27 protein-coding genes and 1 pseudogene are annotated in these 26953 nt (G+C 56.0%); 18 read left to right on the top strand and 10 right to left on the bottom strand.

Translation table 11 applies throughout. The features are described from left to right. Positions 1-40: 40 nt before the first annotated feature. On the top strand, positions 41-1057 hold the full coding sequence (gene ahr, locus ACMGGP_RS19685; RefSeq protein ID WP_010257039.1) for an NADPH-dependent aldehyde reductase Ahr: 1017 nt from the start codon (positions 41-43) through the stop codon (positions 1055-1057). A 49-nt stretch (positions 1058-1106) separates the two neighbouring features. Here the strand turns inward: ahr and ACMGGP_RS19680 are convergent, their stop codons facing one another. After that, a complete protein-coding gene (locus ACMGGP_RS19680; RefSeq protein ID WP_031292291.1) occupies positions 1107-1775 on the bottom strand; it encodes a DUF2268 domain-containing putative Zn-dependent protease in 669 nt (222 codons plus the stop codon). A 350-nt stretch (positions 1776-2125) separates the two neighbouring features. On the opposite strand from ACMGGP_RS19680, the gene ACMGGP_RS19675 reads away from it, so the two are divergent. Together ACMGGP_RS19675 and ACMGGP_RS19670 are read left to right on the top strand one after the other, a co-directional pair. Then, positions 2126-2905, top strand: a complete 780-nt coding sequence (locus tag ACMGGP_RS19675) for an MBL fold metallo-hydrolase (RefSeq protein ID WP_346437355.1) — start codon at positions 2126-2128, stop codon at positions 2903-2905. 75 nt (positions 2906-2980) lie between these two features. Continuing rightward, positions 2981-3973: a GlxA family transcriptional regulator gene (locus ACMGGP_RS19670; RefSeq protein WP_045139854.1), complete on the top strand. Its 993-nt coding sequence runs from the start codon at positions 2981-2983 to the stop codon at positions 3971-3973. A gap of 91 nt (positions 3974-4064) precedes the next feature. Here ACMGGP_RS19670 and ACMGGP_RS19665 read toward each other — a convergent pair whose 3' ends face one another. Continuing rightward, positions 4065-4466 carry an H-NS family histone-like protein gene (locus ACMGGP_RS19665; RefSeq protein ID WP_010257048.1) on the bottom strand — a complete coding sequence of 134 codons (402 nt, stop codon included), beginning with the start codon at positions 4464-4466 and terminating at the stop codon, positions 4065-4067. A 361-nt stretch (positions 4467-4827) separates the two neighbouring features. Here ACMGGP_RS19665 and ACMGGP_RS19660 point away from each other — a divergent pair, with 361 nt between their 5' ends. Beyond that, positions 4828-6303 (top strand): sensor domain-containing diguanylate cyclase, encoded by a 1476-nt coding sequence (locus ACMGGP_RS19660; RefSeq protein ID WP_498798751.1) that lies wholly within the window; start codon positions 4828-4830, stop codon positions 6301-6303. 68 nt (positions 6304-6371) lie between these two features. Continuing rightward, positions 6372-6818: a VOC family protein gene (locus ACMGGP_RS19655; protein ID WP_010671933.1), complete on the top strand. Its 447-nt coding sequence runs from the start codon at positions 6372-6374 to the stop codon at positions 6816-6818. Positions 6819-7047: 229 nt separating this feature from the next. Here the strand turns inward: ACMGGP_RS19655 and ACMGGP_RS19650 are convergent, their stop codons facing one another. After that, entirely contained in the window at positions 7048-7449 is a 402-nt protein-coding gene (locus ACMGGP_RS19650) for an H-NS family histone-like protein (protein ID WP_010257055.1), read from the bottom strand. A gap of 773 nt (positions 7450-8222) precedes the next feature. Between ACMGGP_RS19650 and ACMGGP_RS19645 the strand changes: the two genes are divergently transcribed. Further along, positions 8223-8507, top strand: a complete 285-nt coding sequence (locus tag ACMGGP_RS19645) for a DUF2256 domain-containing protein (protein ID WP_498798750.1) — start codon at positions 8223-8225, stop codon at positions 8505-8507. Positions 8508-8559: 52 nt separating this feature from the next. Here the strand turns inward: ACMGGP_RS19645 and ACMGGP_RS19640 are convergent, their stop codons facing one another. The 3 genes from ACMGGP_RS19640 to ACMGGP_RS19630 all read right to left on the bottom strand — a co-directional run bounded on the left by ACMGGP_RS19640 (position 8560) and on the right by ACMGGP_RS19630 (position 9810). Then, positions 8560-8862, bottom strand: coding sequence for a hypothetical protein (locus ACMGGP_RS19640; RefSeq protein WP_029519489.1), 303 nt, complete (start codon positions 8860-8862; stop codon positions 8560-8562). A gap of 105 nt (positions 8863-8967) precedes the next feature. Beyond that, positions 8968-9510: a YfaZ family outer membrane protein gene (locus ACMGGP_RS19635; RefSeq protein ID WP_010257062.1), complete on the bottom strand. Its 543-nt coding sequence runs from the start codon at positions 9508-9510 to the stop codon at positions 8968-8970. A gap of 63 nt (positions 9511-9573) precedes the next feature. Then, positions 9574-9810 (bottom strand): YgdI/YgdR family lipoprotein, encoded by a 237-nt coding sequence (locus tag ACMGGP_RS19630; RefSeq protein WP_010257065.1) that lies wholly within the window; start codon positions 9808-9810, stop codon positions 9574-9576. Between the two features lie 972 nt (positions 9811-10782). Between ACMGGP_RS19630 and ACMGGP_RS19625 the strand changes: the two genes are divergently transcribed. From ACMGGP_RS19625 to feoB, 3 genes are all read left to right on the top strand, one after another. After that, positions 10783-11163: a YgiW/YdeI family stress tolerance OB fold protein gene (locus ACMGGP_RS19625; RefSeq protein WP_010257071.1), complete on the top strand. Its 381-nt coding sequence runs from the start codon at positions 10783-10785 to the stop codon at positions 11161-11163. A gap of 494 nt (positions 11164-11657) precedes the next feature. Beyond that, positions 11658-11882 carry a FeoA domain-containing protein gene (locus tag ACMGGP_RS19620; RefSeq protein ID WP_187512494.1) on the top strand — a complete coding sequence of 75 codons (225 nt, stop codon included), beginning with the start codon at positions 11658-11660 and terminating at the stop codon, positions 11880-11882. Further along, positions 11882-13516 carry a Fe(2+) transporter permease subunit FeoB gene (feoB, locus tag ACMGGP_RS19615; RefSeq protein WP_498798749.1) on the top strand — a complete coding sequence of 545 codons (1635 nt, stop codon included), beginning with the start codon at positions 11882-11884 and terminating at the stop codon, positions 13514-13516. Before ACMGGP_RS19620 ends, feoB begins: the two co-directional genes overlap by 1 nt. On the opposite strand, the gene ACMGGP_RS19610 is transcribed toward feoB, so the two are convergent. The 3 genes from ACMGGP_RS19610 to intI1 all read right to left on the bottom strand — a co-directional run bounded on the left by ACMGGP_RS19610 (position 13493) and on the right by intI1 (position 18411). Continuing rightward, positions 13493-16459, bottom strand: a complete 2967-nt coding sequence (locus ACMGGP_RS19610) for a Tn3 family transposase (RefSeq protein WP_039615449.1) — start codon at positions 16457-16459, stop codon at positions 13493-13495. The two genes, feoB and ACMGGP_RS19610, sit on opposite strands and share 24 nt — an antisense overlap. 3 nt (positions 16460-16462) lie before the next feature. Beyond that, positions 16463-17023 (bottom strand): recombinase family protein, encoded by a 561-nt coding sequence (locus ACMGGP_RS19605; protein ID WP_039615448.1) that lies wholly within the window; start codon positions 17021-17023, stop codon positions 16463-16465. Between the two features lie 374 nt (positions 17024-17397). Beyond that, a complete protein-coding gene (intI1, locus tag ACMGGP_RS19600; protein ID WP_000845048.1) occupies positions 17398-18411 on the bottom strand; it encodes a class 1 integron integrase IntI1 in 1014 nt (337 codons plus the stop codon). Between the two features lie 145 nt (positions 18412-18556). Here intI1 and ACMGGP_RS19595 point away from each other — a divergent pair, with 145 nt between their 5' ends. The 8 genes from ACMGGP_RS19595 to ACMGGP_RS19560 all read left to right on the top strand — a co-directional run bounded on the left by ACMGGP_RS19595 (position 18557) and on the right by ACMGGP_RS19560 (position 25641). After that, positions 18557-19348, top strand: coding sequence for an ANT(3'')-Ia family aminoglycoside nucleotidyltransferase AadA2 (locus ACMGGP_RS19595; RefSeq protein ID WP_001261740.1), 792 nt, complete (start codon positions 18557-18559; stop codon positions 19346-19348). 163 nt (positions 19349-19511) lie between these two features. Continuing rightward, positions 19512-19859 (top strand): quaternary ammonium compound efflux SMR transporter QacE delta 1, encoded by a 348-nt coding sequence (locus tag ACMGGP_RS19590; protein ID WP_000679427.1) that lies wholly within the window; start codon positions 19512-19514, stop codon positions 19857-19859. After that, the gene (gene sul1 / locus ACMGGP_RS19585; RefSeq protein ID WP_000259031.1) at positions 19853-20692 is read left to right on the top strand and encodes a sulfonamide-resistant dihydropteroate synthase Sul1; all 840 of its coding nucleotides are present in this window, start codon (positions 19853-19855) and stop codon (positions 20690-20692) included. The genes ACMGGP_RS19590 and sul1 overlap by 7 nt, the downstream gene beginning before the upstream one ends. Before the next feature lie 127 nt (positions 20693-20819). Further along, a complete protein-coding gene (locus tag ACMGGP_RS19580) occupies positions 20820-21320 on the top strand; it encodes a GNAT family N-acetyltransferase (RefSeq protein ID WP_000376623.1) in 501 nt (166 codons plus the stop codon). 506 nt (positions 21321-21826) lie between these two features. After that, positions 21827-22591 (top strand): IS6-like element IS6100 family transposase, encoded by a 765-nt coding sequence (locus ACMGGP_RS19575; protein WP_001389365.1) that lies wholly within the window; start codon positions 21827-21829, stop codon positions 22589-22591. A 102-nt stretch (positions 22592-22693) separates the two neighbouring features. Next, positions 22694-23233, top strand: a complete 540-nt coding sequence (locus ACMGGP_RS19570) for a uridine kinase family protein (RefSeq protein ID WP_158268867.1) — start codon at positions 22694-22696, stop codon at positions 23231-23233. Between the two features lie 319 nt (positions 23234-23552). After that, a complete protein-coding gene (locus ACMGGP_RS19565) occupies positions 23553-25064 on the top strand; it encodes an MFS transporter (RefSeq protein WP_003830786.1) in 1512 nt (503 codons plus the stop codon). A 10-nt stretch (positions 25065-25074) separates the two neighbouring features. Further along, positions 25075-25641, top strand: coding sequence for a TetR/AcrR family transcriptional regulator (locus ACMGGP_RS19560; protein ID WP_003830785.1), 567 nt, complete (start codon positions 25075-25077; stop codon positions 25639-25641). 19 nt (positions 25642-25660) lie between these two features. On the opposite strand, the gene ACMGGP_RS19555 is transcribed toward ACMGGP_RS19560, so the two are convergent. Beyond that, positions 25661-26437 (bottom strand): DUF6118 family protein, encoded by a 777-nt coding sequence (locus ACMGGP_RS19555; protein ID WP_425267986.1) that lies wholly within the window; start codon positions 26435-26437, stop codon positions 25661-25663. On the opposite strand from ACMGGP_RS19555, the pseudogene ACMGGP_RS19550 reads away from it, so the two are divergent. After that, positions 26336-26899 (top strand): annotated as a pseudogene (locus ACMGGP_RS19550) (dihydropteroate synthase); the annotation flags it as partial. The gene ACMGGP_RS19555 and the pseudogene ACMGGP_RS19550 sit on opposite strands and share 102 nt — an antisense overlap. Between the last annotated feature and the right edge of the window lie 54 nt (positions 26900-26953).

Genomic DNA, 26953 nt, shown 5'->3' with positions numbered 1-26953 from the left:
GTTGTTACACTTGTCGGTGATTAACCACGCAGAGGTATGAATGAAAATTAAAAGTTATGCAGCCATGCAGGCTGGCCAGGCCCTTGAACTCTATGAGTACGATGCCGCCGAACTGGCAGCCGAAGAAGTCGAAGTCCAGGTCGAATATTGTGGCGTCTGCCACTCAGATCTGTCGATGATCGACAACGAGTGGGGCATCTCTCAGTTCCCGGTGATTGCAGGACATGAAGTGATTGGCCGGGTTTCTGCCCTGGGCGAAGCGGCTAAGAACAAAGGTCTTTCAGTCGGCCAGCGTGTAGGAATCGGCTGGACAGCAAAAAGCTGTCAGCACTGCGATGCCTGTATTAACGGCGAGCAGGTTAACTGTCAGCAGGGCAGCATCCCGACCATCATGAACAAAGGTGGTTTTGCCGAGAAGCTGCGTGCTGACTGGCAATGGGTTATTCCGCTGCCAGAAAAACTGGATGTGGCGAGCGCCGGTCCGCTGCTGTGTGGCGGTATCACCGTGTTTAAACCGCTGCTGATGAGCAACATCACGGCAACCAGCCGTGTGGGTGTGATTGGTATCGGCGGACTTGGCCATATCGCAATCAAGATCCTGCACGCGATGGGTGCCGAAGTGGTGGCATTCAGCTCAACGCCAGATAAGAAGCAGTCGATCCTGGATATGGGCGCGGATGAAGTGGTTAACAGCCGTGATCCAGAAGCTCTGAAAAAGCAGGCAGGCCGTTTTGACCTGATCCTGAGTACTGTGGCGGTCGACCTGGACTGGAAACCTTATTTCGCTGCGCTGGCACCTCAGGGTAAATTCCACACCGTGGGTGCCGTGATGAAGCCGATTGAAGTGAGTGCTTTTGATCTGATCCTGGGCGACAAAGCGGTGACCGGTTCATCAACCGGCTCACCAGGCCAGCTGCGTTCGCTGCTGCGACTCGCCTCGCGTGCGGATATTGCGCCACAGGTTGAGTTCTTCCCGATGTCTGACATCAATAAAGCGCTGGATCACGTTCGCGCCGGTAAAGCCAATTACCGTGTGGTTCTGAAAGCCGATTTCTGATGCGAATCTGAAATGACATGCCGCAGCCTGCTGCGGCATTTTTTTATCCTCAATTTGTCAGCAATCCCTTAGCCAGCCCCGCGGCAATCACCTCATCGGCTGTCACGCTGAACCATTTCTCTGTAGCGCATTCCGCGTTATCACGTCGCCATGCGGCAACCATCTGGTAGCCCAACGTATAGCCATACCATCGGCGAAAGTCACCCGTGCCGAAGAACCAGGCAGAATGATCATAATGAGGACTTTGCAGCGTGGTCAGCGGCACTGGATTAGCCTGCAACTCGCTTAGCTCTATGGCTTGCTCCCAGGGCTCTGCTGCCGTTTTAAGCAGCCAGCAGACGAACTGACCCGCCAGACCTTCGCTGACCAGCGCTTCACCCAGCGTCCAGCCATATCCCGGCCCGCGCATTCGCAAACAGTGATGGACTTCATGCACGATATGCCGCACCAGCGTGCCATTTTCCAGCATCCCGGGCAGATTCGGATTTGCCGGGTCAATGGCCAGGCCGAACAGGGTGGGCCCGTAAGCCCGGCCTGCAAAACCGGTTTCAGGTATTACTGCCTCCGGCATGCACTGAACCAGAATATCCAGACGAGGGACACGTGTCACGGAGGAGAGGTGCTCGCAGGCGAGCTCAGCGGCCCTGACTATTGACGATTTATAGGGCCCAACATCACCCGATGCCTCAAGCCAGTGCAATTTCCATAAGTCGTTCACAAACTCTCCTGTCAAAGGTTGATAATCAGAACACAGGTCCGGGACCCACCAGAGCTACTAATACCTTAACCGGCAATGCTTTAAACAGACACCGGAAGAAAGCGTTATCGTTGTCGGTAAAGAGTTAAAAGCAACTTCCGGAACGCCTGCCATTCCTGAACATTCAGGGCTGTCTCGTCGCGACGCCAGCACCGATAGATACCCTGCCACAAGAAAATAGTGCAGTTTGGCCCGTTTCCATCGAACACTGTCCTCTGAGCCTGTCACGCGCAGGTAAACAGTGCCGTAAAGTGATCTTATGGTAGCCAGTAAGCCTGGCTGATTTCACTGAAACTGTTTACGGAGCCAAAATGAAGCTGACCCAGATTCGTAATGCCACCCTGCTACTGGACTATGCAGGCAAAAAATTCCTGATCGACCCGATGCTGGCCGAAAAAGAGGCCTGGCCCGGATTTGCCGGAAATGCCCGTCCCCATCTGAGAAATCCGATGGTTGAGCTGCCTGTCCCGGTCGCTGCACTGCTGGCAGTCGATGTGGTTATTATCACCCACACGCATATGGATCACTGGGATGAGGCTGCGCAGCAGCTAGTGCCGAAGACGATGATGATCTACAGCCAGGATGAAACGGATGCAGCGCTGATTCGTTCGCAGGGGTTTGAAAATGTTCGCGTGCTGCAGGATGAGAATCCGTTTGTTGATGGCCTGACGATTTATAAAACCGACGGTCAGCACGGCAGCAATGCGTTATATGCCGACAAAGTGATGGGCGATATTCTGGGTGACGCCTGTGGCCTGGTCTTTACCCATCCGGCAGAAAAAACCCTCTATATAGCTGGCGATACCGTATGGGTCAAACCCTATGTCAGAGCGCTGCAACGTTTTCAGCCGCAGGTGGTGGTAATGAATATCGGCAATGCAACCAACGATCTCTATGGGCCGATTATCATGGGAAAAGAGGATACCCAGCGCACGCTGAATATCCTGCCTGACGCAACGCTGGTTGCCTCACACATGGAGGCGATCAACCACTGTTTGCTGACGCGCGCAGAGCTGCGAGCCTGGACTACCGAACAGGGTATTGCTGACCAGGTGCTGATCCCGGAAGATGGTGAAACAATGACGTTCTGAGCGTCGTGGCACTAAACCGGCACAATTGTGCCGTGAGTTCTCAACACTACGCTTTCACACAATAAGGGGGAGAGGATGGCTGCTCTGAGAGTCGCGGTGCTGGCAACGGCCGGTTTTAGTCCGTTTCATTTTTCAGTTCCCTGTATTCTGTTCGGCTCAGCCCTGCCGCAGCCGGATCTGTTTCATGTCGATATCTGCGCACTGAAACCAGGCCCGGTCATCTCAGAGATGGGGTTGTCAATTACGGTGGAACAGGGTCTTGACCCGCTTGATCAGGCGGACATTATTATCGTGCCCTACTGGCATAATCCGGCTGAAAAACCTGCGCAGGCGCTGCTTGATAAGCTGGTGGCAGCCTGGCAGCGCGGCGCAGAGATCGTTGGACTATGTCTGGGCACTTACGTACTGGCTTATGCAGGTTTGCTCGATAAGCATCGTGCTGCCACTCACTGGGAATTTGAGCGTGACTTCAGCGAGCGCTTTCCACAGGTTCACCTCGACAGTAATGCTCTTTATACCCGTGACACTCGTCTGATCACCTCTGCCGGCACCGCGGCGGGCATCGACTGCTGTCTGGATATCATCCGTCACCACTATGGCAGCGCCATGGCTAATCGGGTAGCCAGACGCATGGTGGTGCCGCCTTACCGTGAAGGCGGTCAGGCGCAGTTCATTGAGCGACCGGTTCCGGAAACAACGCGTGACAGTAAGATCAACGCGTTGCTGGCTTCCCTGCGACAGAAGCTGGATCAGCCACAGGATCTTGACTCACTTTCGCGGACGCTTGGCATGAGCAGGCGAACGCTGACGCGTCATTTTCACAAGGCGACAGGCATGTCCCTGGGAGAGTGGCTGACAGCAGAGCGTCTGCAACGCAGCCAGCTATTACTCGAAACCACCGGCATCAGCATTGAATGTGTGGCAGAAAAGGCGGGTTTTGATTCGCCCGTATCATTTCGTCAGCGTTTTAAATCCCGGTTTGGCGTCTCTCCCAGCGAGTGGCGCCGGACATTTCGGGGGCCGCATCCGGTGATGAGTGATGAGACATTACGACAGGACGATGAGTGACCAGGCCCGGATGAATTTCTGCGCCTGTGACTTTGCCTGCCGGAATATTCCCGCGTAATGACGGTCACTATTCCGGCAGAAATAAATGCGACTACAGCAGGAAATCATCCAGCGACTGGCCGTTTTCAATGGCCGCTTTAATTACGGAGGGCGTTCGGCCCTGACCCGTCCAGTAACGAACCTGACCATTTTCGTCATTGTAACGGTATTTCGCCGGACGCTTTGCGCGTTTCTTTTTGCCGGTTACCGAGGGGGATGCGCTATTCACCAGCTCCGCCGGGTTAATCCCTTCTTCCATTAACAGCTCCTGGTAGAACGCCAGTTTTTCTGCTTTCTCACGGGCTTCCGCTGCCCGCGCGTTTTCCTCTTCACGACGTTCATTTACCACGGTCTCTAATTTCTGGCGTAACTCTTCCAGCATATCTAAAGCCATATTGCGCGCCTCTGCACGAAGCGTGCGGATATTGTTCAGGCTGCTCAGGTTCTTACTCATAACAAATCCTCAAATACTCAACTTAATCAATGAAGTGCAAATTATTCAGCTGGCAAGGGTAACATTTAACCACGTGATATTTGAAGCGCTAGTGTAGTCTTATTCGCTATTAATCCTCTATTAATGGTGCTGGTTGAACCAATAAAGAAGAAATTTTAAGCGAAATCTGCTGGTTAATTGCGGATTATCATTGTTGAAACAGGATTGTGGGATTTGCATTTTTGCTTTTGATTAACTGTGCTTAAATCAGTCAACAGGGTTTATTAAGGACAGGCATGAAGTTTCGCCAAAAAATGAGGGTTCAGCGCCAAAAATCTCGCCGCTGCTAAGAAGTATTATCCTTTCAGGCGTATTGCTCAGCGTGGCGGTGATTGGCTTAAATGTGTGGACGCTGCGGGAAGACTGGAATGAAACCGTCGATAAAGCTGAAGATACGGCGGTTAATCTGTCGCTGTCACAGGCGCGCCAGGCGGACGATACTTTTTTGCAGACCGAGCTCTCTTTGCGCGAGGTGCAACGCGAGCTCGAAAAGCAGATTGCCACAACCGGTGTAGATGGCGAGTCGCTGAGCCAGACGATGCGCCTGTTGCAGAGCCACCTGCCACAACTACACGGCTTGTTCTACTATGATGCGCAGGGGAAATGGATAGCCACTTCTATGAGCCGGATACCGCCTGACATCAATAATTCCGATCGTGAATATTTCGATTATCACCGCACCAGCCCGCGCGATACCCTGCACGTCGGCCCGGTGCTTCGCAGCCGCACCACTCACGAGCTGGTGATCCCGGTTACGCTGCGTGTGAACGATGCCTTTAACGGCTTTCGGGGCGTCTTACTCGCCACCGTCAAAGTGGACTATTTCCGCCGTTTCTACAGCTATTATGAACTTAGCGAAGGCGATGTACTGGTACTGATGCTGGCAGACAGTACCGTGCTTTACGCCCGTCCGATGCCGGATAGCTACATCGGCAAAAACCTCTCAGTGAGTCCGCTTTTCCTCAGGATGCTGGCCCATGCGGATAAAGGCAGCGGTCAGTGGACCGCTGCGCTTGATGGTAAAAAACGCATCTTTGGCTTTGTCCGCTCACAGCGATACCCGCTGGTGGTGGCCGCGGGATATGACAAGCGCGCGCTGTTTAACCACTGGCTCAAAAGCTGGGTACATGATCTGATTCTGAGCCTGGCGCTGCTGATTGTTATTCTTTTACTGGGTGCATTTGTACTGCGTCAGGCACGGCATACGCTGCGTTATCAGCTTGAGCTGACCCGATTACGCGATGATCTGACCGCGGCTAATCGCGCACTGGAAAATCTGGCACAGAGTGACGGGCTGACGGGTGTTGCCAACCGGCGCCATTTTGATCACATGCTGACTGAATGCCTGCAGAACGCGGAGCGCAGTGGCCAGCCGGTGTCATTAATCCTGCTCGATATCGATTATTTTAAACGTTTCAACGATACCTACGGCCATGTGGCGGGTGACGACTGCCTGAAAAAAGTGGCTACTGTTCTGAAAAACGCCGCCCGCCGCAAAAACGAACTTACGGCCCGATATGGCGGCGAAGAGTTTGCCATTATTCTGCCCGGACAGCCGTTGTCAGCCGCCTTGAACTTCGCTGAATTGATCATCGACGCCGTTGACAGGCTCGATATTCCGCATCTCACCACGGAACTGCCGCAAAAGCACGTCACCCTGAGTGCAGGCTGCGCCGTCTATCTTGCTTCAGACTCACAACAGGAAAAAGAATCGCTGATAGCGCGCGCGGATGAGGCTTTGTATCACGCGAAACGGGCAGGGCGTAACCAGGCCATGTGTGAAGAACCTAGCGGCTGAGCATCCGTGATCAAATCCTGAATCCTGCCTGTGGCATGGTGACAGCTCAACTTAAACAGGGAGCGGCCATGTCAAACGATACCGGTTTCACTCATCTTGCTTTACAGGTACGGGATTTAGAGAAGAGCGTAGATTTTTATCAGCGTTATGCCGGGATGCAGGTGATACATCAGCGTAAACCTGGCATTCCTGAAGCACAGAAAGTGGCATGGCTGTCGGATTTAACCCGACCTTTTGCGCTGGTGCTGGTGCAATCTGACAACAATGAAGATACGCCGCTGGGTCCATTTGGTCATATAGGCGTGGCCTGTAGCAGCCGTGAAGAGATAGATGAAAAAGTGGCACTCGCTCGGCTCGAAGGTGTGTTGCGACGCGACGCGCAGCAATCTGGTGTGCCAGTCGGCTACTGGGCATTTTTTGCCGATCCTGATGGCAATACGCTTGAGCTCTCTTATGGTCAGCAGATCGGACTGGAAATTATCACAGCCCGCAACACGCAATCGCTGAATAAATAAAGCGGTTGAGAGAACAGAATGAATCCCATTATCTGTTGCGTGACTGCGTAAAGCTTTTCAGTTATTGAGTTCAGGGTAACGCCTGAGCAGGATTATGGATGGAGAGACAATATCAAGATGAGAAAGGAAAGGGTACAGGCTGGCCGGTAATTGAGATGCTTGAGCCTGACGATTTATGGTGAAAAAACCGCCTGCCTGACGCAGGCGGTGTTTCATTATGCATACTGAATTAAATCAGGAAATCATCCAGCGATTTACCTGCATCAATGGCAGATTTAATAGCAGATGGGGTACGGCCCTGGCCAGTCCACTGCTTAACCTCACCATTTTCGTCGGTGTACTGATATTTAGCCGGACGAGGAGCGCGTTTTTTCTTCACGGCTGGTGCAGTCGGCATACCATTTAACAGTTCGTTAGGATCGATACCTTCCTGCAACAGTAATTCACGGTATTTTGCCAGTTTCTCAGCTTTTTCACGATTAGCTGCTTCAGAAGCCTGTGCTTCTTCACGTCGCTCACTCACCACAACCGACAGTTTTTCCAGCATTTCTTCCAGGGCAGCAAGGTCAAGTTCGCGAGCGTTTGCGCGAAGGGTACGGATATTATTCAAGCTGTTGAGAGTGTCACTCATCAAAGTCACCATAGTCATGTTCAGATAATAAAATACAGAGCGGGTTCACGCTGATGCTTTTCGTCAGACCTGCTTTTTTAAGATGCTTGCCTTCGAAGAATCAAAATACAGAACCGATAGTTCAACGCCAACATATTAATCGCTTTCTCAAAGAGTTTAAACTGTAATTAACGTAAGACCCTTAAACAAAAGTAAAGTTACTCTTTTTTTTACACTCTTCGCTCAAAATGTCAAAAAGGTGCCTCATCTGATGATGTTCAATAATTTAGTTACGTTATGGATAAACCGGGCTTTCACGCCGCTTTTCCAGCGGAATCGCTTCGCTAATCACGGAGCTGCTTTGTTCCGAGAGGCAGTCACCGTGCATACTTCTCCAGATAAAGCTGGATATGTCCATGAGGCCACCATAATAGGGTTGTAAAGGACGCATAGCAAAATTACTAAAAAATAACCATCAGGCGGCTGATTTATTCAGACTATATGTAAGGTCATGAAATCAGATTAATTTATCACTTAATTAACGTTCTGGTTAAGGCGATCATCACCAGACGGGTTATGGCTTTGTTTTAAAAGCCTGGAGAGACAAACCCCAGTAAAGGGGGATAAAACAGTCAGAATCACGCGTGACCTGTATGACCCTGGATTGATTATTTACGGGCGTAATGACTTTTTAGCCGCCGTATGGGGCCAGAGAGGCTGTCCGCTAATCAAGGCAACCTGAGCCACATCATCCGGGTACCATATTGCCTTATGCGCCGATGAAGCGGTAAACAGTGCGATCTCAATTGCCCTCAATACTTACTCACAAGCAAGCTAAACCGTATAAGAGACGCTATTGTCAGCGTTATAAGGGGTTTTCAGGAGAGACTGGCGTGTTCAAAGGCAATAAAAAGTCATTACCGGTTCGCTACTGCAAAACGTGTAATAAACCGATGTCATGGCGAAAAAAGTGGGAACGATGCTGGGACGAGGTGTTGTATTGCTCGGAACGGTGCCGGCGGCAGCGTACTGATCGGCAAGAGGATGATACAGAAATAAAACCTGAACCTGACCTCTGACGCTGATCAAAGCCGGCCAGGGATTGACCTAGCCTCAGTCAGGGGAATGGGGCTATTGCTGTACCTCGATCTGTTGCCAGCCTCTTTTAAACATACAATCTTTAACCAGTATCTCTCGCTGGCTTTCATTGGCGTCGCTGGTGGAGTAATCGGTGTCAGTGGTTTTATATTTACTGTCTTTTGAGGTGTATTTACCGCTAACGACATTGTCAGGGGGTAAATCCCGCAGTGCCTGGGCCCGACAGGCTGTTTCCGTTATTGTTTCCTGCTGTTCAGATGCATCTGGCTTGACCCATTTATACTGCACACATCCGGTCAGACAGAGAGTAAATAACATCAGCATAAGAGGTTTCATAATCTGTTTCTCAGTGCTCCCCGCCTGAGTTGAGACGAGTGATTGAGTAAGGAAACCGATCGGCAGGGTTTCCTCACCACAAAAAAAGGGAAGAGTCATCCGACGTTAAAATGTCAGGCCGCCACCGATATAGGGACCATCGATCAGGGTATGACCCGGACGTCCATCTTTGCCATCAACACCCGCATAGCGATAACCCACTTTTAAAACCAGTGGATCCACAGGTGACCAGCTGACACCGCCATTGGCCTCAACGAAATTCTTAACGCTGTTGGTCAGCTGTTCCGGGGCGGAATAACCTTCTCCATACAACGCAAAATTAGCGGGCAGATTGATTTTCACACCGCCGCCAACAGGAAACGCAACGCCGTTATCTCCTTTTTTGCCGCCGATGTAAGCGGCTTTAACGCCAGCCGTCAGCATCACAGGTCCAATTTCAAGGTTATAACCGGTACCCGCCTGACCAATCTGAACACCATCCGCCGTATTTTTGATCCACTGACCATCAACATAAAGCCCGCCGGATGAACGGCCGATTTCTGCGTCCAGCACCGAGGTGTTTTTACTTTGTTCGGCATTCAGGCCAATGGCCATGGCTGAGGAGGATGCACACAATAATAAGCCAAAGCCAATTACAGAAAATTTCATTGCTCAGTTTTCCCACAGAATCAGATTTTCAGGATAATGATTAAGATTGCTATTAAAGCAGGTTTACTTTTGCACAATCTCTTTAACATCGTGCTGTTGTAACTGATGCATGTTTCCATCCGTGTCTTTATAAGAGATCATGCCTGTTTCTTTATCTTTTGCGGGTTTGCCATGAGTCGTAATCATGTGCCCATCGTTGGTGGAGATCACATAATTGCTTGAGCAGGCGGAAAGGGACATAACAGAAGTTATCATCGCAATAGCAAAAGCGAATTTCTTGCCAGAATTAAAAGATGTCATTTTACTTTCCTGTCGTTTCTTTTTAAGAAGATGCGGCATTATTCGCTGTGATTGTTAAACGACATGCTAACAATCCGGCAGTTTGCCTCTTTATCAGGATGATAATGATCTGGATCAATATCATGGGTTGCTCAGGAGTAAGCAACCATGGCGGGTATTGATTGTTTTGCGACCAGTACTTGCGGAAGCGAAGGCAGAAGGTCGTACTGAGAGAATCAGGAAGAAAACCAGCAAGGTAGAGGAAAAGAAACTTAAGCTCGAATCCGCAAAAATGAATCTGAAAGAAGCATAGGCTGATGCTCAAAGACTGAATTAAACTCATTTACTCGTAGGCTCACGCTGGCGAATCTCCGAACTTCGGTAAATTCCGCATGATCCTTTATCTCTTGTCAGTTTGGGTGGGCATCAGGCTATCACCACTCTCCTCTTCTGTTTATGCATTTTCAGACAGTATCAGGCAACATTCTTCCCCTTTTAATGCCAGAAAGGGCTGCATTCCGAATGGGAGCCGTTGTCGATACACTGCATACGCAGCGTTACTGGGTTCTGTTACTATCATCGGGAACCGGGCATAGAAAAAAACCACTCAGTTGAGTGGTTGTAAAAAGAAAAAAATAGTTAATGAGCAAAACTGCGATACATAATGTTTTAATACTGGGATATATCTATGCCAGGAAATAATATCCGTTAACAGACATGTTAGCTATGGGATTTATAAAAAATGATGCAAAGTGAAAGCGTAACAATGACCATAATACAGTGAATGTTAAAAGTTCAGCTCTCACGTAACTGTTTATCTATCAATTTATTTTGTTAACAACATGGATTTAACTTTGATTGTTTTTCTGATGCGGATTTATCGTGCGCATCATGCTCATTACATTTTTAAAACACATGGAGGTAATCAATTTTCTTAAGATCCCGTTAAGATCTGCATCGTAAATTAGCCCGACAATTTTAACGGAGATAAATATGAAAAAGTTTCTTTTAGCAGCATTGTTTGCCGGTATGAGTTTTGGAGTTGCTGCACAGGAAGGTTTTGTTAATCCAGCAGGGCAGGGGTATTCTCAGGGCGGATTTAAAGGTCCGACACCCGGCGTCTCTTCTGTCGCTCAGGTTAAGACGCTGCGTGATGACGCATGGGTCGTGCTGGAAGGTAACATCATCAGACAAGTGGGGCATGAACTTTATGAGTTCAAAGATGCTACCGGAACGATTAATGTCGATATTGATGACAAGCGCTGGATGGGACAATCGTTATCACCGAGTGATAAAGTCCGTCTTGAAGGTGAAGTTGATAAAGACTGGAACAGTGTTGAGATTGATGTAAAAACGGTTCGGGTTCTTAAGTAATTTTTATTCGCTCATCATCTGGCGGTGGCCTGAAAATCAGGGCACTGCCATTGTGAAAATGATCCTTCCAGGACGCCTTTCTTTCATTACAGCAGCCGCAATTTAGTTACAACACCCTATTTGAGCAGATTACGTTACCGGCGCTATCCTGCCAGATTGGTTTTTTGATTAAACCTGAACGGAGCCGTTCTGTGAATCCGAGTGCTCATTGACCAGCCGCCCCGCACGGCCCGAAGGGCCGTAATAGTTATTTACGGCAGATTGAATGATGTAACTAAATGGATACTCTCTGCTAGAGTGCGGGAATGATTCTACATTCTCCACATCCGCCTTTAACTGTTGAACCCGCGCCTGGAAGAACCCCCATTTAATGCGCTGTTGACCTGCCGTTGACCCTGACGGCCGTTTTCTTCTGCCTGCCCGATGCCAGATCAAAAACCGAAACGAGTATCATTTATAGAATGAGTACTTCTTACTTTTAGGCAGGGCGTGATATGGCAATGAATATGGGCAGCACCTACCGGATCCTTGGCTATCAGCCATCGGTAAATTCCGCCTGGCGCCAGAAATTACTGACAATGGGTATGCTTCCCGGCGCAGTTATTGAGATCATTCGCGTGGCGCCAATGGGCGATCCGGTGCAGATCTCTACCCGCCGTGTCAGCCTGGCGGTGCGGCAGCGTGACCTGGATGACATCATCCTGGAGGAAATCGTCTGATGAAGAAGATAACCATCGGGCTGATTGGTAACCCTAATACCGGCAAAACCACGCTGTTTAATCAGCTCACCGGTGCCCGACAGCGGGTCGGGAACTGGGCTGGCGTCACGGTTGAGCGCAAAGAGGGTCAATTTTTTACCGCGCAGTCAGATGTCAGGCTTATCGATCTGCCAGGCACCCGATCGCTGACAACGCTATCTGCTGAAAGCTCGATAGATGAGAGCATCGCCTGCCAGTATCTCTATCAGGATCACGCCGATGTGGTGATTAACGTCGTCGATGCCTCCAGTCTGGAAAGTAATCTGTTCCTGACCTTTCAGCTGCTGGAACTGGGCGTGCCCTGCATTGTCGTTTTGAACATGCAGGATATTGCCGCCAGCCAGAACATCACTATTGATGTCGCAGCACTGTCAGCTCATCTCGGATGTCCGGTCGTTTCACTGACCTCAACCAAAGGTGATGGCATTGCCCAGCTCAAAGCGCTGATTGACCAGCCCCATATTTACCGCGCACCGGAACGGGTACGTTATCCGGCCGCGATTGAAACGGCCATTGAGCAGCTCTGCCAACAGATGCCAGCCGCCATAGCCCCACAAAAACGCTACTGGCTGGCCTTGCAACTGCTGGAAGGGGATATCAACAGTCAGAAACTTTGTCCGGCGCTGGTTCCGCATTTGCCCGAGATTATGCAGCAGGCCGGAGGAGAGACCGGCGTACAGATTGCCGATTACCGCTATCGCACCATCAATGCGCTTTGCGCGGCAGTGAGTAACATTCATCACGCAATGCCCGCCGGTCTGACCCGCAGGATCGATAAAATTGTGCTGAACCGCTGGCTGGGCATTCCGATATTCCTGGCGGTGATGTATGTAATGTTCGTGCTTTCAATTAACATCGGTGCTGCGCTACAGCCACTGTTCGACAGCAGTTCGGTGGCGATATTCATTCATGGTGCGCAATGGCTGGGCTATGTCTGCCACTTCCCTGACTGGCTGACGGTTTTCCTGGCGCAGGGTATCGGTGCCGGTATCAATACCGTGCTGCCGATCATTCCGCAGATTGGCCTGATGTTCCTGTTCCTCGCTTTCCTTGAAGACTCCGGCTACATGGCGCGCGCCGCTTTTGTGATGGATCGTCTGATGCAGTCACTGGGCCTGCCGGGAAAATCCTTTGTGCCGCTGATTGTCGGCTTTGGCTGTAATGTCCCGTCGGTCATGGGGACACGGACGCTGGATACACCGCGTGAGCGTCTGCTGACGGTGTTGATTGCGCCTTTTATGTCATGTGGCGCACGGCTGGCGATTTTTGCGGTTTTCGCTGCGGCATTCTTTAACACCCACAGTTCCAGCCTGGTTTTCTCCCTCTATCTGCTGGGCATTGTGGTGGCCATCGCGACCGGGCTGGTGCTTAAGCATACCCTGCTGGGCGGAGAAGCCTCGCCGTTTATCATGGAATTGCCGGTCTATCACCGGCCTCACCTCAAAAGCCTGCTGTTGCAGACCTGGCAACGGCTGAAAATGTTTGTGGTGCGAGCCGGACAGGTGATTATCCTGGTGAGCATGCTGATTGGCGTACTGGGGGCGAATAGAGAAAACGGAAAAAATCGTACGCTAAGGTTTTCCGGGCAGCCTTAGCGGCCGAAACTTCCCGTCTTCCAGTCTGCGGCTCTGCCGCCAGACGTAATCGCCGGTTAGGTTGATGTGCTCCCAGCCCAGCGGCGACAGGAATTGCAGCAGCTCGCCGTCCACCGGCTTGCCGGCCTCGACCAACCCCTGGGTGGCGCGTTCCAGGTACACCGTGTTCCACAGCACGATAGCCGCCGTCACCAGGTTGAGGCCGCTGGCCCGGTAGCGCTGCTGCTCGAAGCTCCGATCCCTGATTTCCCCAAGGCGGTTGAAGAACACCGCCCTGGCCAGCGAGTTGCGCGCCTCACCTTTGTTCAGGCCGGCATGCACGCGGCGGCGCAGTTCAACACTTTGCAGCCAGTCCAGGATGAACAGCGTGCGCTCGATCCGGCCCAGCTCGCGCAGGGCCACGGCCAGTCCGTTCTGGCGCGGGTAGCTGCCGAGCTTGCGCAGCATCAGCGAGGCGGTGACGGTGCCCTGCTTGATCGAGCTGGCCAGGCGCAGGATGTCGTCCCAGTGGGCACGCACGTGCTTGATGTTCAGGGTGCCGCCGATCAGCGGGCGCAACGTCGGGTAGGCTTGCACGCCCTGCGGCACGTACAGCTTGGTTTCGCCGAGGTCGCGGATGCGCGGCGCGAAGCGGAAGCCTAGCAGGTGCATCAGGGCAAAGACGTGATCGGTGAAGCCGGCCGTGTCGGTGTAGTGCTCCTCGATCCGCAGGTCGGACTCGTGGTACAGCAGGCCGTCGAGCACATAGGTGGAATCGCGGACGCCGACATTCACCACGCGGGTGCTGAACGGCGCGTACTGGTCGGAGATATGGGTATAGAACAGCCGTCCCGGCTCGCTACCGTACTTCGGGTTGACGTGCCCGGTGCTCTCGCCCCGGCCACCCGCGCGGAAGCGCTGGCCATCGGAGGATGAGGTCGTGCCGTCGCCCCAGTGGGCGGCAAAGGCGTGGCGATACTGGTGGTTGACCAGCTCGGCCAAGGCCGCCGAATAGGTTTCGTCGCGGATGTGCCAGGCTTGCAGCCAGGACAGCTTGGCGTAGGTCAGGCCGGGGCTCGACTCGGCCATCTTGGTCAGCCCGAGGTTGATCGCATCACCGAGGATTGCGGACAGCAGCAACGTCCTGTCTTTGGCCTCGGCCCCGTCCTTCAAGTGGGTGAAGTGGCGGCTGAAGCCCGTCCAGTCGTCCACGTCCATCAGCAGTTCGGTGATCTTGATGCGCGGCAGTAACTGGCTGGTTTGGTCGATCAGCGCCTGCGCCCGATCCGGCACCGCCGCATCCAGCGGGGTGATTTTCAGCCCTGACTCGGTGAGGATGGCATCGGGCAGCTCGTTGTCCTTGGCCAGGCGGGTGACGGTGGCCAACTGCTCGTCCAGCAGCTGCAAACGCTCTTCCAGGTACTGGTCGCTGTTCGGGTTGATCGCCAGGGGCAGGGCCTGCTCGCGCTTGAGTGCGGCGAACTTCTCGGCCGGCAGCAGGTAGTCGTCGAAGTCGCGGAACTGCCGCGAGCCCTTGACCCAGATGTCGCCGGAGCGCAGGGCGTTCTTCAGCTCGGACAGGGCGCAGATTTCGTAGAATTTCCGGTCGAGGCCTTCCGGGGTGATCACCAGCGGCTTCCAGCGCGGCTTGATGAAGGCCGTGGGTGCATCGGCCGGCACCTTGCGCAGGTTGTCGGCGTTCATCTCACGCAGGGTCTGCACGGCTGCCAGCACGCCTTGCGCGGCCGGCGCGGCGCGCAGTTCCAGCACCTCCAGCAAGGCCGGCGTGTAACGGCGCAGGGTGGCGAAGTTCTCGCCGACCAGGTGCAGGTGGTCGAAGCCTTCCGGCCGGGCCAGCAGCTCGGCCTCGCTGACGCTCTCGGTGAACTCGTCCCAGGGAATCACCGCCTCGATGGCGGCATAGGGGTCGCTGCCGCTTTCCTTCGCTTCCAGCAGCGCCTGGCCGATCCTGGAGTACAGGCGCACCTTGTCGTTGATCGCCTTGCCCTGCTTCTGGAACTGCTGCTGATGCTTGTGCTTCGCGCCGCTGAACAGCTTGACCAGGATGCGGTCATGCAGATCGACCAGCTCATCGATCACGGTCGCGGTGCTCTCCAGCACCACGGCGGCCAGGGTCGCGTAGCGGCGCTGCGGCTCGAACTTACCGAGGTCTTTGGGCGTCATCTGCCCACCCTCGCGGGCCAGCTTGAGCAGGCGGTTCTGGTGGATGTGCCGGCCCAGGCCTTCGGGCAAGTCCACCAACTGAAATGTCTTCAGCCGCTCGATGTGTTCCAGCATGTGCCGAGAGTTGGGTTTCAGCGGTGCCTGGCGCAGCCAGGTCAACCAGGTGATGCTGCTGCCGGCCTTGAGCTTCAACAGCTCGTCCAGCTTGGCCCGATGCGAGTCCGTGAGTGGTTCGACCAGGGCGCGGTAGACCCGCCGATTGGCTCGCGCAATGGCTTCCGAGCAGGCCCGGTCAATCACGCTCAGCGCCGGCAGGATGCGTCGTTTCTGCCGTAGGCTCTCCAGGGCCTGACCGGCCAGCAGCAAGCCTTTGTCGGTCTGCTGGGCCAGCTCGGTTAGCTCGCGCACCAGGGCGCGGAAGTCGGACAGGCCGAACGGGGCCAGTTGCAGGTAGGTGCGCAGTTCCTGGGCATGCTCGCGACGGGTCACGTCGCGCTCGCCGTACTTTGCCCAGCTCGCCGGCTCGGCCTGGACTTGCTTCGCCACCCACAGGATGACCGGCTCGGGCAGCTCGCTGTCGGTTCCCAGCGCGTAACCGGGGTAGCGCAGCAGGCAGAGCTGCACGGCGAAGCCGAGGCGGTTGGCGTCGCCGCGTCGCTGGCGGATCAGCGACAGGTCGGAGTCGTTGAAGGTGTAGTAGCGGATCAGGTCATCCTGGCTTTCCGGCAGCGCAAGCAGGGTGTCCCGCTCCGTGGCCGAGAGGATCAAGCGACGCGGCATGTGTCAGTCGTCCGTGCGGAGGTACTGGTAGAGGGTTTCCCGGCTGATGTTGAACTCGCGGGCAAGCTGCGCCTTGGGCTCGCCGGCCGTCGCTCGCTGCCGCAGGGTAGCAGCCTGCTCATCGGACAGGGCTTTCTTGCGGCCCCGGTACGCGCCACGCTGCTTGGCCAAGGCGATGCCCTCACGCTGCCGCTCGCGGATCAGGGCGCGCTCGAACTCAGCGAAGGCCCCCATCACCGACAGCATCAGGTTGGCCATCGGCGAGTCCTCGCCAGTGAACACCAGGCCCTCCTTCAGGAACTCGATGCGCACACCGCGCTGGGTCAGCTTCTGCACCAGGCGGCGCAAATCATCGAGGTTTCGTGCCAGGCGATCCATGCTGTGCACCACCACGGTGTCGCCTTCGCGAACGAAACCGAGCATGGCCTCCAGCTGGGGACGCTGGGTGTCCTTGCCCGAGGCTTTGTCGGTGAACAGCTTGCCGACCTCGACCTGTTCAAGTTGGCGTTCCGGGTTCTGGTCGAAGCTGCTGACCCGGACGTAACCGATGCGTTGTCCCTGCAAGATGCCTCCATGGGCTGGATGGGCGGCAGGGCTTGCGTTGGTTTTTGGTTCCATTGCGCCCGAAGCCTTGAATTTGTCAGGCTGAAATCTATGACCTTGGCAAGCATGTGTCAAAGAATGTGAAAGCGGACTCTATTCTGACGGCGTGATGCGCCTTGCCTGACATCCAGTTTGTCGTTTTCAGAAGACGGCTGCACTGAACGTCAGAAGCCGACTGCACTATAGCAGCGGAGGGGTTGGATCCATCAGGCAACGACGGGCTGCTGCCGGCCATCAGCGGACGCAGGGAGGACTTTCCGCAACCGGCCGTTCGATGCGGCACCGATGGCCTTCGCGCAGGGGTAGTGAATCCGCCAGGATTGACTTGCGCTGCCCTACCTCTCACTAGTGAGGGGCGGCAGCGCATCAAGCGGTGAGCGCACTCCGGCACCGCCAACTTTCAGCACATGCGTGTAAATCATCGTCGTAGAGACGTCGGAATGGCCGAGCAGATCCTGCACGGTTCGAATGTCGTAACCGCTGCGGAGCAAGGCCGTCGCGAACGAGTGGCGGAGGGTGTGCGGTGTGGCGGGCTTCGTGATGCCTGCTTGTTCTACGGCACGTTTGAAGGCGCGCTGAAAGGTCTGGTCATACATGTGATGGCGACGCACGACACCGCTCCGTGGATCGGTCGAATGCGTGTGCTGCGCAAAAACCCAGAACCACGGCCAGGAATGCCCGGCGCGCGGATACTTCCGCTCAAGGGCGTCGGGAAGCGCAACGCCGCTGCGGCCCTCGGCCTGGTCCTTCAGCCACCATGCCCGTGCACGCGACAGCTGCTCGCGCAGGCTGGGTGCCAAGCTCTCGGGTAACATCAAGGCCCGATCCTTGGAGCCCTTGCCCTCCCGCACGATGATCGTGCCGTGATCGAAATCCAGATCCTTGACCCGCAGTTGCAAACCCTCACTGATCCGCATGCCCGTTCCATACAGAAGCTGGGCGAACAAACGATGCTCGCCTTCCAGAAAACCGAGGATGCGAACCACTTCATCCGGGGTCAGCACCACCGGCAAGCGCCGCGACGGCCGAGGTCTTCCGATCTCCTGAAGCCAGGGCAGATCCGTGCACAGCACCTTGCCGTAGAAGAACAGCAAGGCCGCCAATGCCTGACGATGCGTGGAGACCGAAACCTTGCGCTCGTTCGCCAGCCAGGACAGAAATGCCTCGACTTCGCTGCTGCCCAAGGTTGCCGGGTGACGCACACCGTGGAAACGGATGAAGGCACGAACCCAGTGGACATAAGCCTGTTCGGTTCGTAAACTGTAATGCAAGTAGCGTATGCGCTCACGCAACTGGTCCAGAACCTTGACCGAACGCAGCGGTGGTAACGGCGCAGTGGCGGTTTTCATGGCTTGTTATGACTGTTTTTTTGTACAGTCTATGCCTCGGGCATCCAAGCAGCAAGCGCGTTACGCCGTGGGTCGATGTTTGATGTTATGGAGCAGCAACGATGTTACGCAGCAGGGCAGTCGCCCTAAAACAAAGTTAGACATCATGAGGGTAGCGGTGACCATCGAAATTTCGAACCAACTATCAGAGGTGCTAAGCGTCATTGAGCGCCATCTGGAATCAACGTTGCTGGCCGTGCATTTGTACGGCTCCGCAGTGGATGGCGGCCTGAAGCCATACAGCGATATTGATTTGTTGGTTACTGTGGCCGTAAAGCTTGATGAAACGACGCGGCGAGCATTGCTCAATGACCTTATGGAGGCTTCGGCTTTCCCTGGCGAGAGCGAGACGCTCCGCGCTATAGAAGTCACCCTTGTCGTGCATGACGACATCATCCCGTGGCGTTATCCGGCTAAGCGCGAGCTGCAATTTGGAGAATGGCAGCGCAATGACATTCTTGCGGGTATCTTCGAGCCAGCCATGATCGACATTGATCTAGCTATCCTGCTTACAAAAGCAAGAGAACATAGCGTTGCCTTGGTAGGTCCGGCAGCGGAGGAATTCTTTGACCCGGTTCCTGAACAGGATCTATTCGAGGCGCTGAGGGAAACCTTGAAGCTATGGAACTCGCAGCCCGACTGGGCCGGCGATGAGCGAAATGTAGTGCTTACGTTGTCCCGCATTTGGTACAGCGCAATAACCGGCAAAATCGCGCCGAAGGATGTCGCTGCCGACTGGGCAATAAAACGCCTACCTGCCCAGTATCAGCCCGTCTTACTTGAAGCTAAGCAAGCTTATCTGGGACAAAAAGAAGATCACTTGGCCTCACGCGCAGATCACTTGGAAGAATTTATTCGCTTTGTGAAAGGCGAGATCATCAAGTCAGTTGGTAAATGATGTCTAACAATTCGTTCAAGCCGACCGCGCTACGCGCGGCGGCTTAACTCCGGCGTTAGATGCACTAAGCACATAATTGCTCACAGCCAAACTATCAGGTCAAGTCTGCTTTTATTATTTTTAAGCGTGCATAATAAGCCCTACACAAATTGGGAGATATATCATGAAAGGCTGGCTTTTTCTTGTTATCGCAATAGTTGGCGAAGTAATCGCAACATCCGCATTAAAATCTAGCGAGGGCTTTACTAAGCTTGCCCCTTCCGCCGTTGTCATAATCGGTTATGGCATCGCATTTTATTTTCTTTCTCTGGTTCTGAAATCCATCCCTGTCGGTGTTGCTTATGCAGTCTGGTCGGGACTCGGCGTCGTCATAATTACAGCCATTGCCTGGTTGCTTCATGGGCAAAAGCTTGATGCGTGGGGCTTTGTAGGTATGGGGCTCATAATTGCTGCCTTTTTGCTCGCCCGATCCCCATCGTGGAAGTCGCTGCGGAGGCCGACGCCATGGTGACGGTGTTCGGCATTCTGAATCTCACCGAGGACTCCTTCTTCGATGAGAGCCGGCGGCTAGACCCCGCCGGCGCTGTCACCGCGGCGATCGAAATGCTGCGAGTCGGATCAGACGTCGTGGATGTCGGACCGGCCGCCAGCCATCCGGACGCGAGGCCTGTATCGCCGGCCGATGAGATCAGACGTATTGCGCCGCTCTTAGACGCCCTGTCCGATCAGATGCACCGTGTTTCAATCGACAGCTTCCAACCGGAAACCCAGCGCTATGCGCTCAAGCGCGGCGTGGGCTACCTGAACGATATCCAAGGATTTCCTGACCCTGCGCTCTATCCCGATATTGCTGAGGCGGACTGCAGGCTGGTGGTTATGCACTCAGCGCAGCGGGATGGCATCGCCACCCGCACCGGTCACCTTCGACCCGAAGACGCGCTCGACGAGATTGTGCGGTTCTTCGAGGCGCGGGTTTCCGCCTTGCGACGGAGCGGGGTCGCTGCCGACCGGCTCATCCTCGATCCGGGGATGGGATTTTTCTTGAGCCCCGCACCGGAAACATCGCTGCACGTGCTGTCGAACCTTCAAAAGCTGAAGTCGGCGTTGGGGCTTCCGCTATTGGTCTCGGTGTCGCGGAAATCCTTCTTGGGCGCCACCGTTGGCCTTCCTGTAAAGGATCTGGGTCCAGCGAGCCTTGCGGCGGAACTTCACGCGATCGGCAATGGCGCTGACTACGTCCGCACCCACGCGCCTGGAGATCTGCGAAGCGCAATCACCTTCTCGGAAACCCTCGCGAAATTTCGCAGTCGCGACGCCAGAGACCGAGGGTTAGATCATGCCTAGCATTCACCTTCCGGCCGCCCGCTAGCGGACCCTGGTCAGGTTCCGCGAAGGTGGGCGCAGACATGCTGGGCTCGTCAGGATCAAACTGCACTATGAGGCGGCGGTTCATACCGCGCCAGGGGAGCGAATGGACAGCGAGGAGCCTCCGAACGTTCGGGTCGCCTGCTCGGGTGATATCGACGAGGTTGTGCGGCTGATGCACGACGCTGCGGCGTGGATGTCCGCCAAGGGAACGCCCGCCTGGGACGTCGCGCGGATCGACCGGACATTCGCGGAGACCTTCGTCCTGAGATCCGAGCTCCTAGTCGCGAGTTGCAGCGACGGCATCGTCGGCTGTTGCACCTTGTCGGCCGAGGATCCCGAGTTCTGGCCCGACGCCCTCAAGGGGGAGGCCGCATATCTGCACAAGCTCGCGGTGCGACGGACACATGCGGGCCGGGGTGTCAGCTCCGCGCTGATCGAGGCTTGCCGCCATGCCGCGCGAACGCAGGGGTGCGCCAAGCTGCGGCTCGACTGCCACCCGAACCTGCGTGGCCTATACGAGCGGCTCGGATTCACCCACGTCGACACTTTCAATCCCGGCTGGGATCCAACCTTCATCGCAGAACGCCTAGAACTCGAAATCTAACGTCCGTTCGGGCATCGAGGTCCATGTCGGGGTGGGACGGGCCCGTGGCTTCAAGATCACTTGCAGTCCGACCGCGATGTCTTGGTTGCGCGAGAGGTTGTCGATATCCTCCACTTCCATCATCAACCCTGGATAATGCCGCCGCCGTCATCGCCGCCGACGCCCGTGCCGGGCTTTTCGGGCCTGTCAGGCTTGCTCGGCCTTCAGCCTGCCTGGGCGAGATCTCCGGCGGACGGATTAACGGCGGAGCTTCGCCGCCTTTCGTGCGTGTGAAGGCCGAAGATAGTTCTCTCAAAAACATCCGTTTATGAGAGATACCAAATGTCATTTTCAGAAGACGACTGCACCAGTTGATTGGGCGTAATGGCTGTTGTGCAGCCAGCTCCTGACAGTTCAATATCAGAAGTGATCTGCACCAATCTCGACTATGCTCAATACTCGTGTGGGCTCTGTTGCAAAAATCGTGAAGCTTGAGCATGCTTGGCGGAGATTGGACGGACGGAACGATGACGGATTTCAAGTGGCGCCATTTCCAGGGTGATGTGATCCTGTGGGCGGTGCGCTGGTATTGTCGCTATCCGATCAGCTATCGCGACCTTGAGGAAATGCTGGCGGAACGCGGCATTTCGGTCGACCATACGACGATCTATCGCTGGGTCCAGTGCTACGCCCCGGAGATGGAGAAGCGGCTGCGCTGGTTCTGGCGGCGTGGCTTTGATCCGAGCTGGCGCCTGGATGAAACCTACGTCAAGGTGCGGGGCAAGTGGACCTACCTGTACCGGGCAGTCGACAAGCGGGGCGACACGATCGATTTCTACCTGTCGCCGACCCGCAGCGCCAAGGCAGCGAAGCGGTTCCTGGGCAAGGCCCTGCGAGGCCTGAAGCACTGGGAAAAGCCTGCCACGCTCAATACCGACAAAGCGCCGAGCTATGGTGCAGCGATCACCGAATTGAAGCGCGAAGGAAAGCTGGACCGGGAGACGGCCCACCGGCAGGTGAAGTATCTCAATAACGTGATCGAGGCCGATCACGGAAAGCTCAAGATACTGATCAAGCCGGTGCGCGGTTTCAAATCGATCCCCACGGCCTATGCCACGATCAAGGGATTCGAAGTCATGCGAGCCCTGCGCAAAGGACAGGCTCGCCCCTGGTGCCTGCAGCCCGGCATCAGGGGCGAGGTGCGCCTTGTGGAGAGAGCTTTTGGCATTGGGCCCTCGGCGCTGACGGAGGCCATGGGCATGCTCAACCACCATTTCGCAGCAGCCGCCTGATCGGCGCAGAGCGACAGCCTACCTCTGACTGCCGCCAATCTTTGCAACAGAGCCCTTGAGAGAATAGAAGCCCTCCGCGCCGAACTCGCACGTCCTGTTGTCGTGGCGCTTGACGGGGGAAGCGGCTCCGGTAAGTCAACGATTGCGGCAAGGTTGGCGAAGCTGACCGACATAGCCTTGGTTACGCTCGATGATTTCTATCAAACGCAGGTTCCCGAATCCGAGTGGCCTCACAAAACCGTGGCGGAGCGGTTGAATCGCGTTTTTGAGTGGGACCGCGTTCGCGAGGCAATAGAGCCTCTACGCAAGGGGGAACCTGCACAGTGGCGAGCTTTCGACTTCATGCAGGGACTAGGCCCGGATGGCACTTACAGCCTCAAGAACGAATTTACCGAAGTCGCGCCAGCGCCCACGATTCTGCTCGAAGGAGCTTATTCCGCATCTCCGTTCCTTCGGGATTTGATCGACCTCGCCGTGATCGTGGATGTGCCGACCAAAGTGCGGCATGAACGGACTGCTGCGCGCGAACAGGGCGCGGAGGGCTTTTTAGCCGCGTGGCACGCTGTTTGGGACGATGTTGAAAGCTACTATTTCGAGCGCGTCTGCCCGCCAAGGTCTTTTGATCTGGTGATCCAGAATTAAATTCCTTCGCGCCCCTTATGTCGCGCAAATCCTGAAACCTGCACCACGTCCGCAGCGGCGCGGAATCCGGGCCGCGACGTGTCGCGAAAGTCAGTCGCACAAGTTTGACTTTCGCACCTGATTTTTGCGACAGATTTTTCCCTGCAAAATCAGCGCCGGCGATTTTGTCGCAAAAATCAGGAATTTCGCGACAAATTGATCGCGCCCCGGAATGCGAAGCCCCGCTGTCGGCCATTGTCTGAAGTTCCTCACGGGCAGGCGCTTGATACTTTACTAACTTGTCTGTAAAGTTTGGCTACTCTCACTGAATGGTGCTATCATGCCTGCCGCCCACTCGAACCGCTGGGTTCTTCTGGTGACCGTCGCCGCCGGTCTCCTGCTTATCGTTCTGGACAATTCGGTCCTCTACACGGCCCTGCCTACCCTGACGCGCGAGCTTGGCGCGACGGCAACGCAAGGGTTGTGGATCATCAACGCATACCCCCTCGTCATGGCCGGCCTGCTGCTCGGCACCGGGACGCTGGGTGACAGGATCGGTCACCGGCGCATGTTCCTCATCGGCCTCGTGCTGTTCGGTGTCGCGTCGATTGTGGCGGCCTATTCGCCTACAGCGGAAATCCTGATCGGGGCGCGGGCCTTTCTGGCGGTCGGCGCGGCGGCGATGATGCCCGCGACACTCGCCCTCATCCGCGTCACCTTCGAGGATGACCGGGAACGCAACATCGCCATTGCGATCTGGGGGTCGTTGTCGGTCGTCGGCGCTGCGCTCGGACCGATCATCGGCGGTTTTCTGCTCGGCCATTTCTGGTGGGGGTCGGTGTTCCTCATCAATGTGCCGGTAGTGGTCGCTGCCTTCATTTCGGCGCTGATCGTTGCGCCGAAGGTGGCCGGCGATGCGACCAAGCCTTGGGACGTGGTGTCGTCGTTTCAGGCATTGGTGGCGCTGTCGGCTTTTGTGATCGCGATCAAGGAATCTGCCCATGCCGGGCAGTCGTGGGCCGTCCCCGCTATTTCGCTGCTGGTTGCCATCCTCGCCGGAGCGCTGTTCGTCCGCCGGCAACTGCGCCTGCCGTTCCCGCTGCTCGACTTCTCGATCTTCCGCAATGCCGCGTTCACATCGGGCGTTCTAGCGGCCGCGTTCTCCCTGTTCGCCATCGGCGGTGTTGAGCTTGCTACGACGCAACGCTTCCAGCTCGTTGCGGGCTTCACGCCGCTGGAAGCCGGGATGCTGGTTTCGGCGGCGGCGCTCGGATCATTGCCGACTGCGCTGCTCGGTGGTGCATTCCTGCATCGTATTGGCCTACGTATCCTTATAGCTGGCGGGCTTGCGGCGGGATCGCTGGCGGTCCTGCTTGCGACATGGGGCATCACTCATGGCCTTGGCTGGCTGATCGCCGGTCTGGCGCTGACCGGTGCCGGCGTAGGTGCAACAATGTCGGTGGCATCAACGGCTATTGTGGGCAATGTGCCTGTGCATCGCGCCGGCATGGCGTCGTCGGTCGAGGAAGTGTCCTACGAGTTTGGCAGTCTGTTCGCTGTCACAATTCTCGGAAGTCTTTTGGCCTACCTCTATACGGTCAACGTCGTGTTCCCCGCCGGAACCTCGGAAGCGGCCCGCGACAGCATGGCGTCGGCGCTGGTCTTTGCCAACGAGGCGGGGGCCGATGGTGTTGTCGTGCGTCAAGCGGCAGGAATCGCATTCGACCACGCCTATACGGTCGTCATGTACGTGGCGGCGGGTGTTCTGGCCGTGGGTGCCCTGATCACCGGCATCCTGTTGCGGCGCTACGGTCCCGGCTCGCAATCGTCAGCCTATCCCACACAACACTAAGGAAGCCGACATGGCGAGAGCCAGCAAGCGCCTCGAAGTGCTTGAAGCCATTGTGAGCATCATCGAGCGTGACGGCCTCACCGCCGTCACCCTCGACGCCGTAGCGCTCGAAACCGGCATGACACGCGCCGGCCTTCTGTATCATTTCCCGTCGCGCGAAGCCCTGATCCTCGCCACCCATGAGCATCTGACTCGCTCATGGGAACAGGAGCTGGAAGCGAGCGCCGGCAACACCTCGGACAGGGCGACAGACGCCGAACGACACGCCGCCTACATCAACACCTGCGCAAGAGCTGCCCGGCGGGTCGAACTGCTGCTCATACTGGAAAGCTCCGACAATCGGCAGCTTGGCGATCTGTGGCAACAGGTCATCGACCGCTGGGCACCTCCTGCGCCGATTGGAAACGACGCTGCCGAGTTGGACAGGTTCATTTCGCGCCTTGCCGCCGATGGGCTGTGGATTCACGAGGCGCTGTCGTCGCGCCCGCTCCCCGAGCAACTGCGCAAGCGTATCGCGGCGCGCCTCGTCGCGATGGCCGCCGGACCTGTTGAGGCGGAAGAAAACCTCCCGAAATAACTGGTGTCCCCCCACAACCCTACTGCGCCGGTGCTGCCGGCGCTTTCACGGTGATGGTGCATTGCTGATCTGAACCGGCCGTGCGCGCGGCCTCGGCGCATTGCCCGATCGCCTCGGCATTGTCGCGCACGAGCTGCGAGGAATCGGCCACGCCGCGCCAGCTTCGGGGATCGGCCACCCGCATCATGGTGACGCCGGCGTTCCATCGGTCCTGACCTATGACGGTCGCCGCAACATGGGTGTCGGCCGAGAAGGGCAGGAAACGCGGCAACAGCAAAATCAGGAATATGCCGACGAACAGCCCGACAAGGCCGGCCATCCATATGCGGAAATCCTGACTTTTCCGGTCGTAGGCGCTTTTCGTATGAGCGGCGAGGTTCCGGCCGGCGCGCTCGAGGTCGGACGCCTGCCGCTCGAGCTGCTGCGCGGCGGTGCGTATCAGGGCCTCGCCGCTGCGCTCGAGGAGCGCCGCATAGTGTGTCGCACCCTGCCGGAGAATAGGCGATTGCTCTACGCCGTGCAGCCGCTCCGCAACATTGTCGAGCGCCTGCACGAGCTGGGCGAGCTGGGGCTTGTAGTCCTGCGCCGGCTCGATCTTTTCGAGCTGGTCGAAAGCCGCTTCCAGCCCGCGCCGCATCACGGTCATTTCCGCGCCGATCTGCGCGCCCTGCGTCTCGATCGTGCGCCGGAGCGCGTCGAACGCGGCGTGGGCTACCTGAACGATATCCAAGGATTTCCTGACCCTGCGCTCTATCCCGATATTGCTGAGGCGGACTGCAGGCTGGTGGTTATGCACTCAGCGCAGCGGGATGGCATCGCCACCCGCACCGGTCACCTTCGACCCGAAGACGCGCTCGACGAGATTGTGCGGTTCTTCGAGGCGCGGGTTTCCGCCTTGCGACGGAGCGGGGTCGCTGCCGACCGGCTCATCCTCGATCCGGGGATGGGATTTTTCTTGAGCCCCGCACCGGAAACATCGCTGCACGTGCTGTCGAACCTTCAAAAGCTGAAGTCGGCGTTGGGGCTTCCGCTATTGGTCTCGCTGTCGCGGAAATCCTTCTTGGGCGCCACCGTTGGCCTTCCTGTAAAGGATCTGGGTCCAGCGAGCCTTGCGGCGGAACTTCACGCGATCGGCAATGGCGCTGACTACGTCCGCACCCACGCGCCTGGAGATCTGCGAAGCGCAATCACCTTCTCGGAAACCCTCGCGAAATTTCGCAGTCGCGACGCCAGAGACCGAGGGTTAGATCATGCCTAGCATTCACCTTCCGGCCGCCCGCTAGCGGACCCTGGTCAGGTTCCGCGAAGGTGG

This window comes from Curtobacterium sp. BNK-1 (assembly GCF_048685235.1).
Taxonomy (GTDB): Bacteria; Pseudomonadota; Gammaproteobacteria; order Enterobacterales; family Enterobacteriaceae; genus Pantoea; species Pantoea agglomerans.
This window is presented reverse-complemented; position numbering and strand designations above follow the sequence as displayed.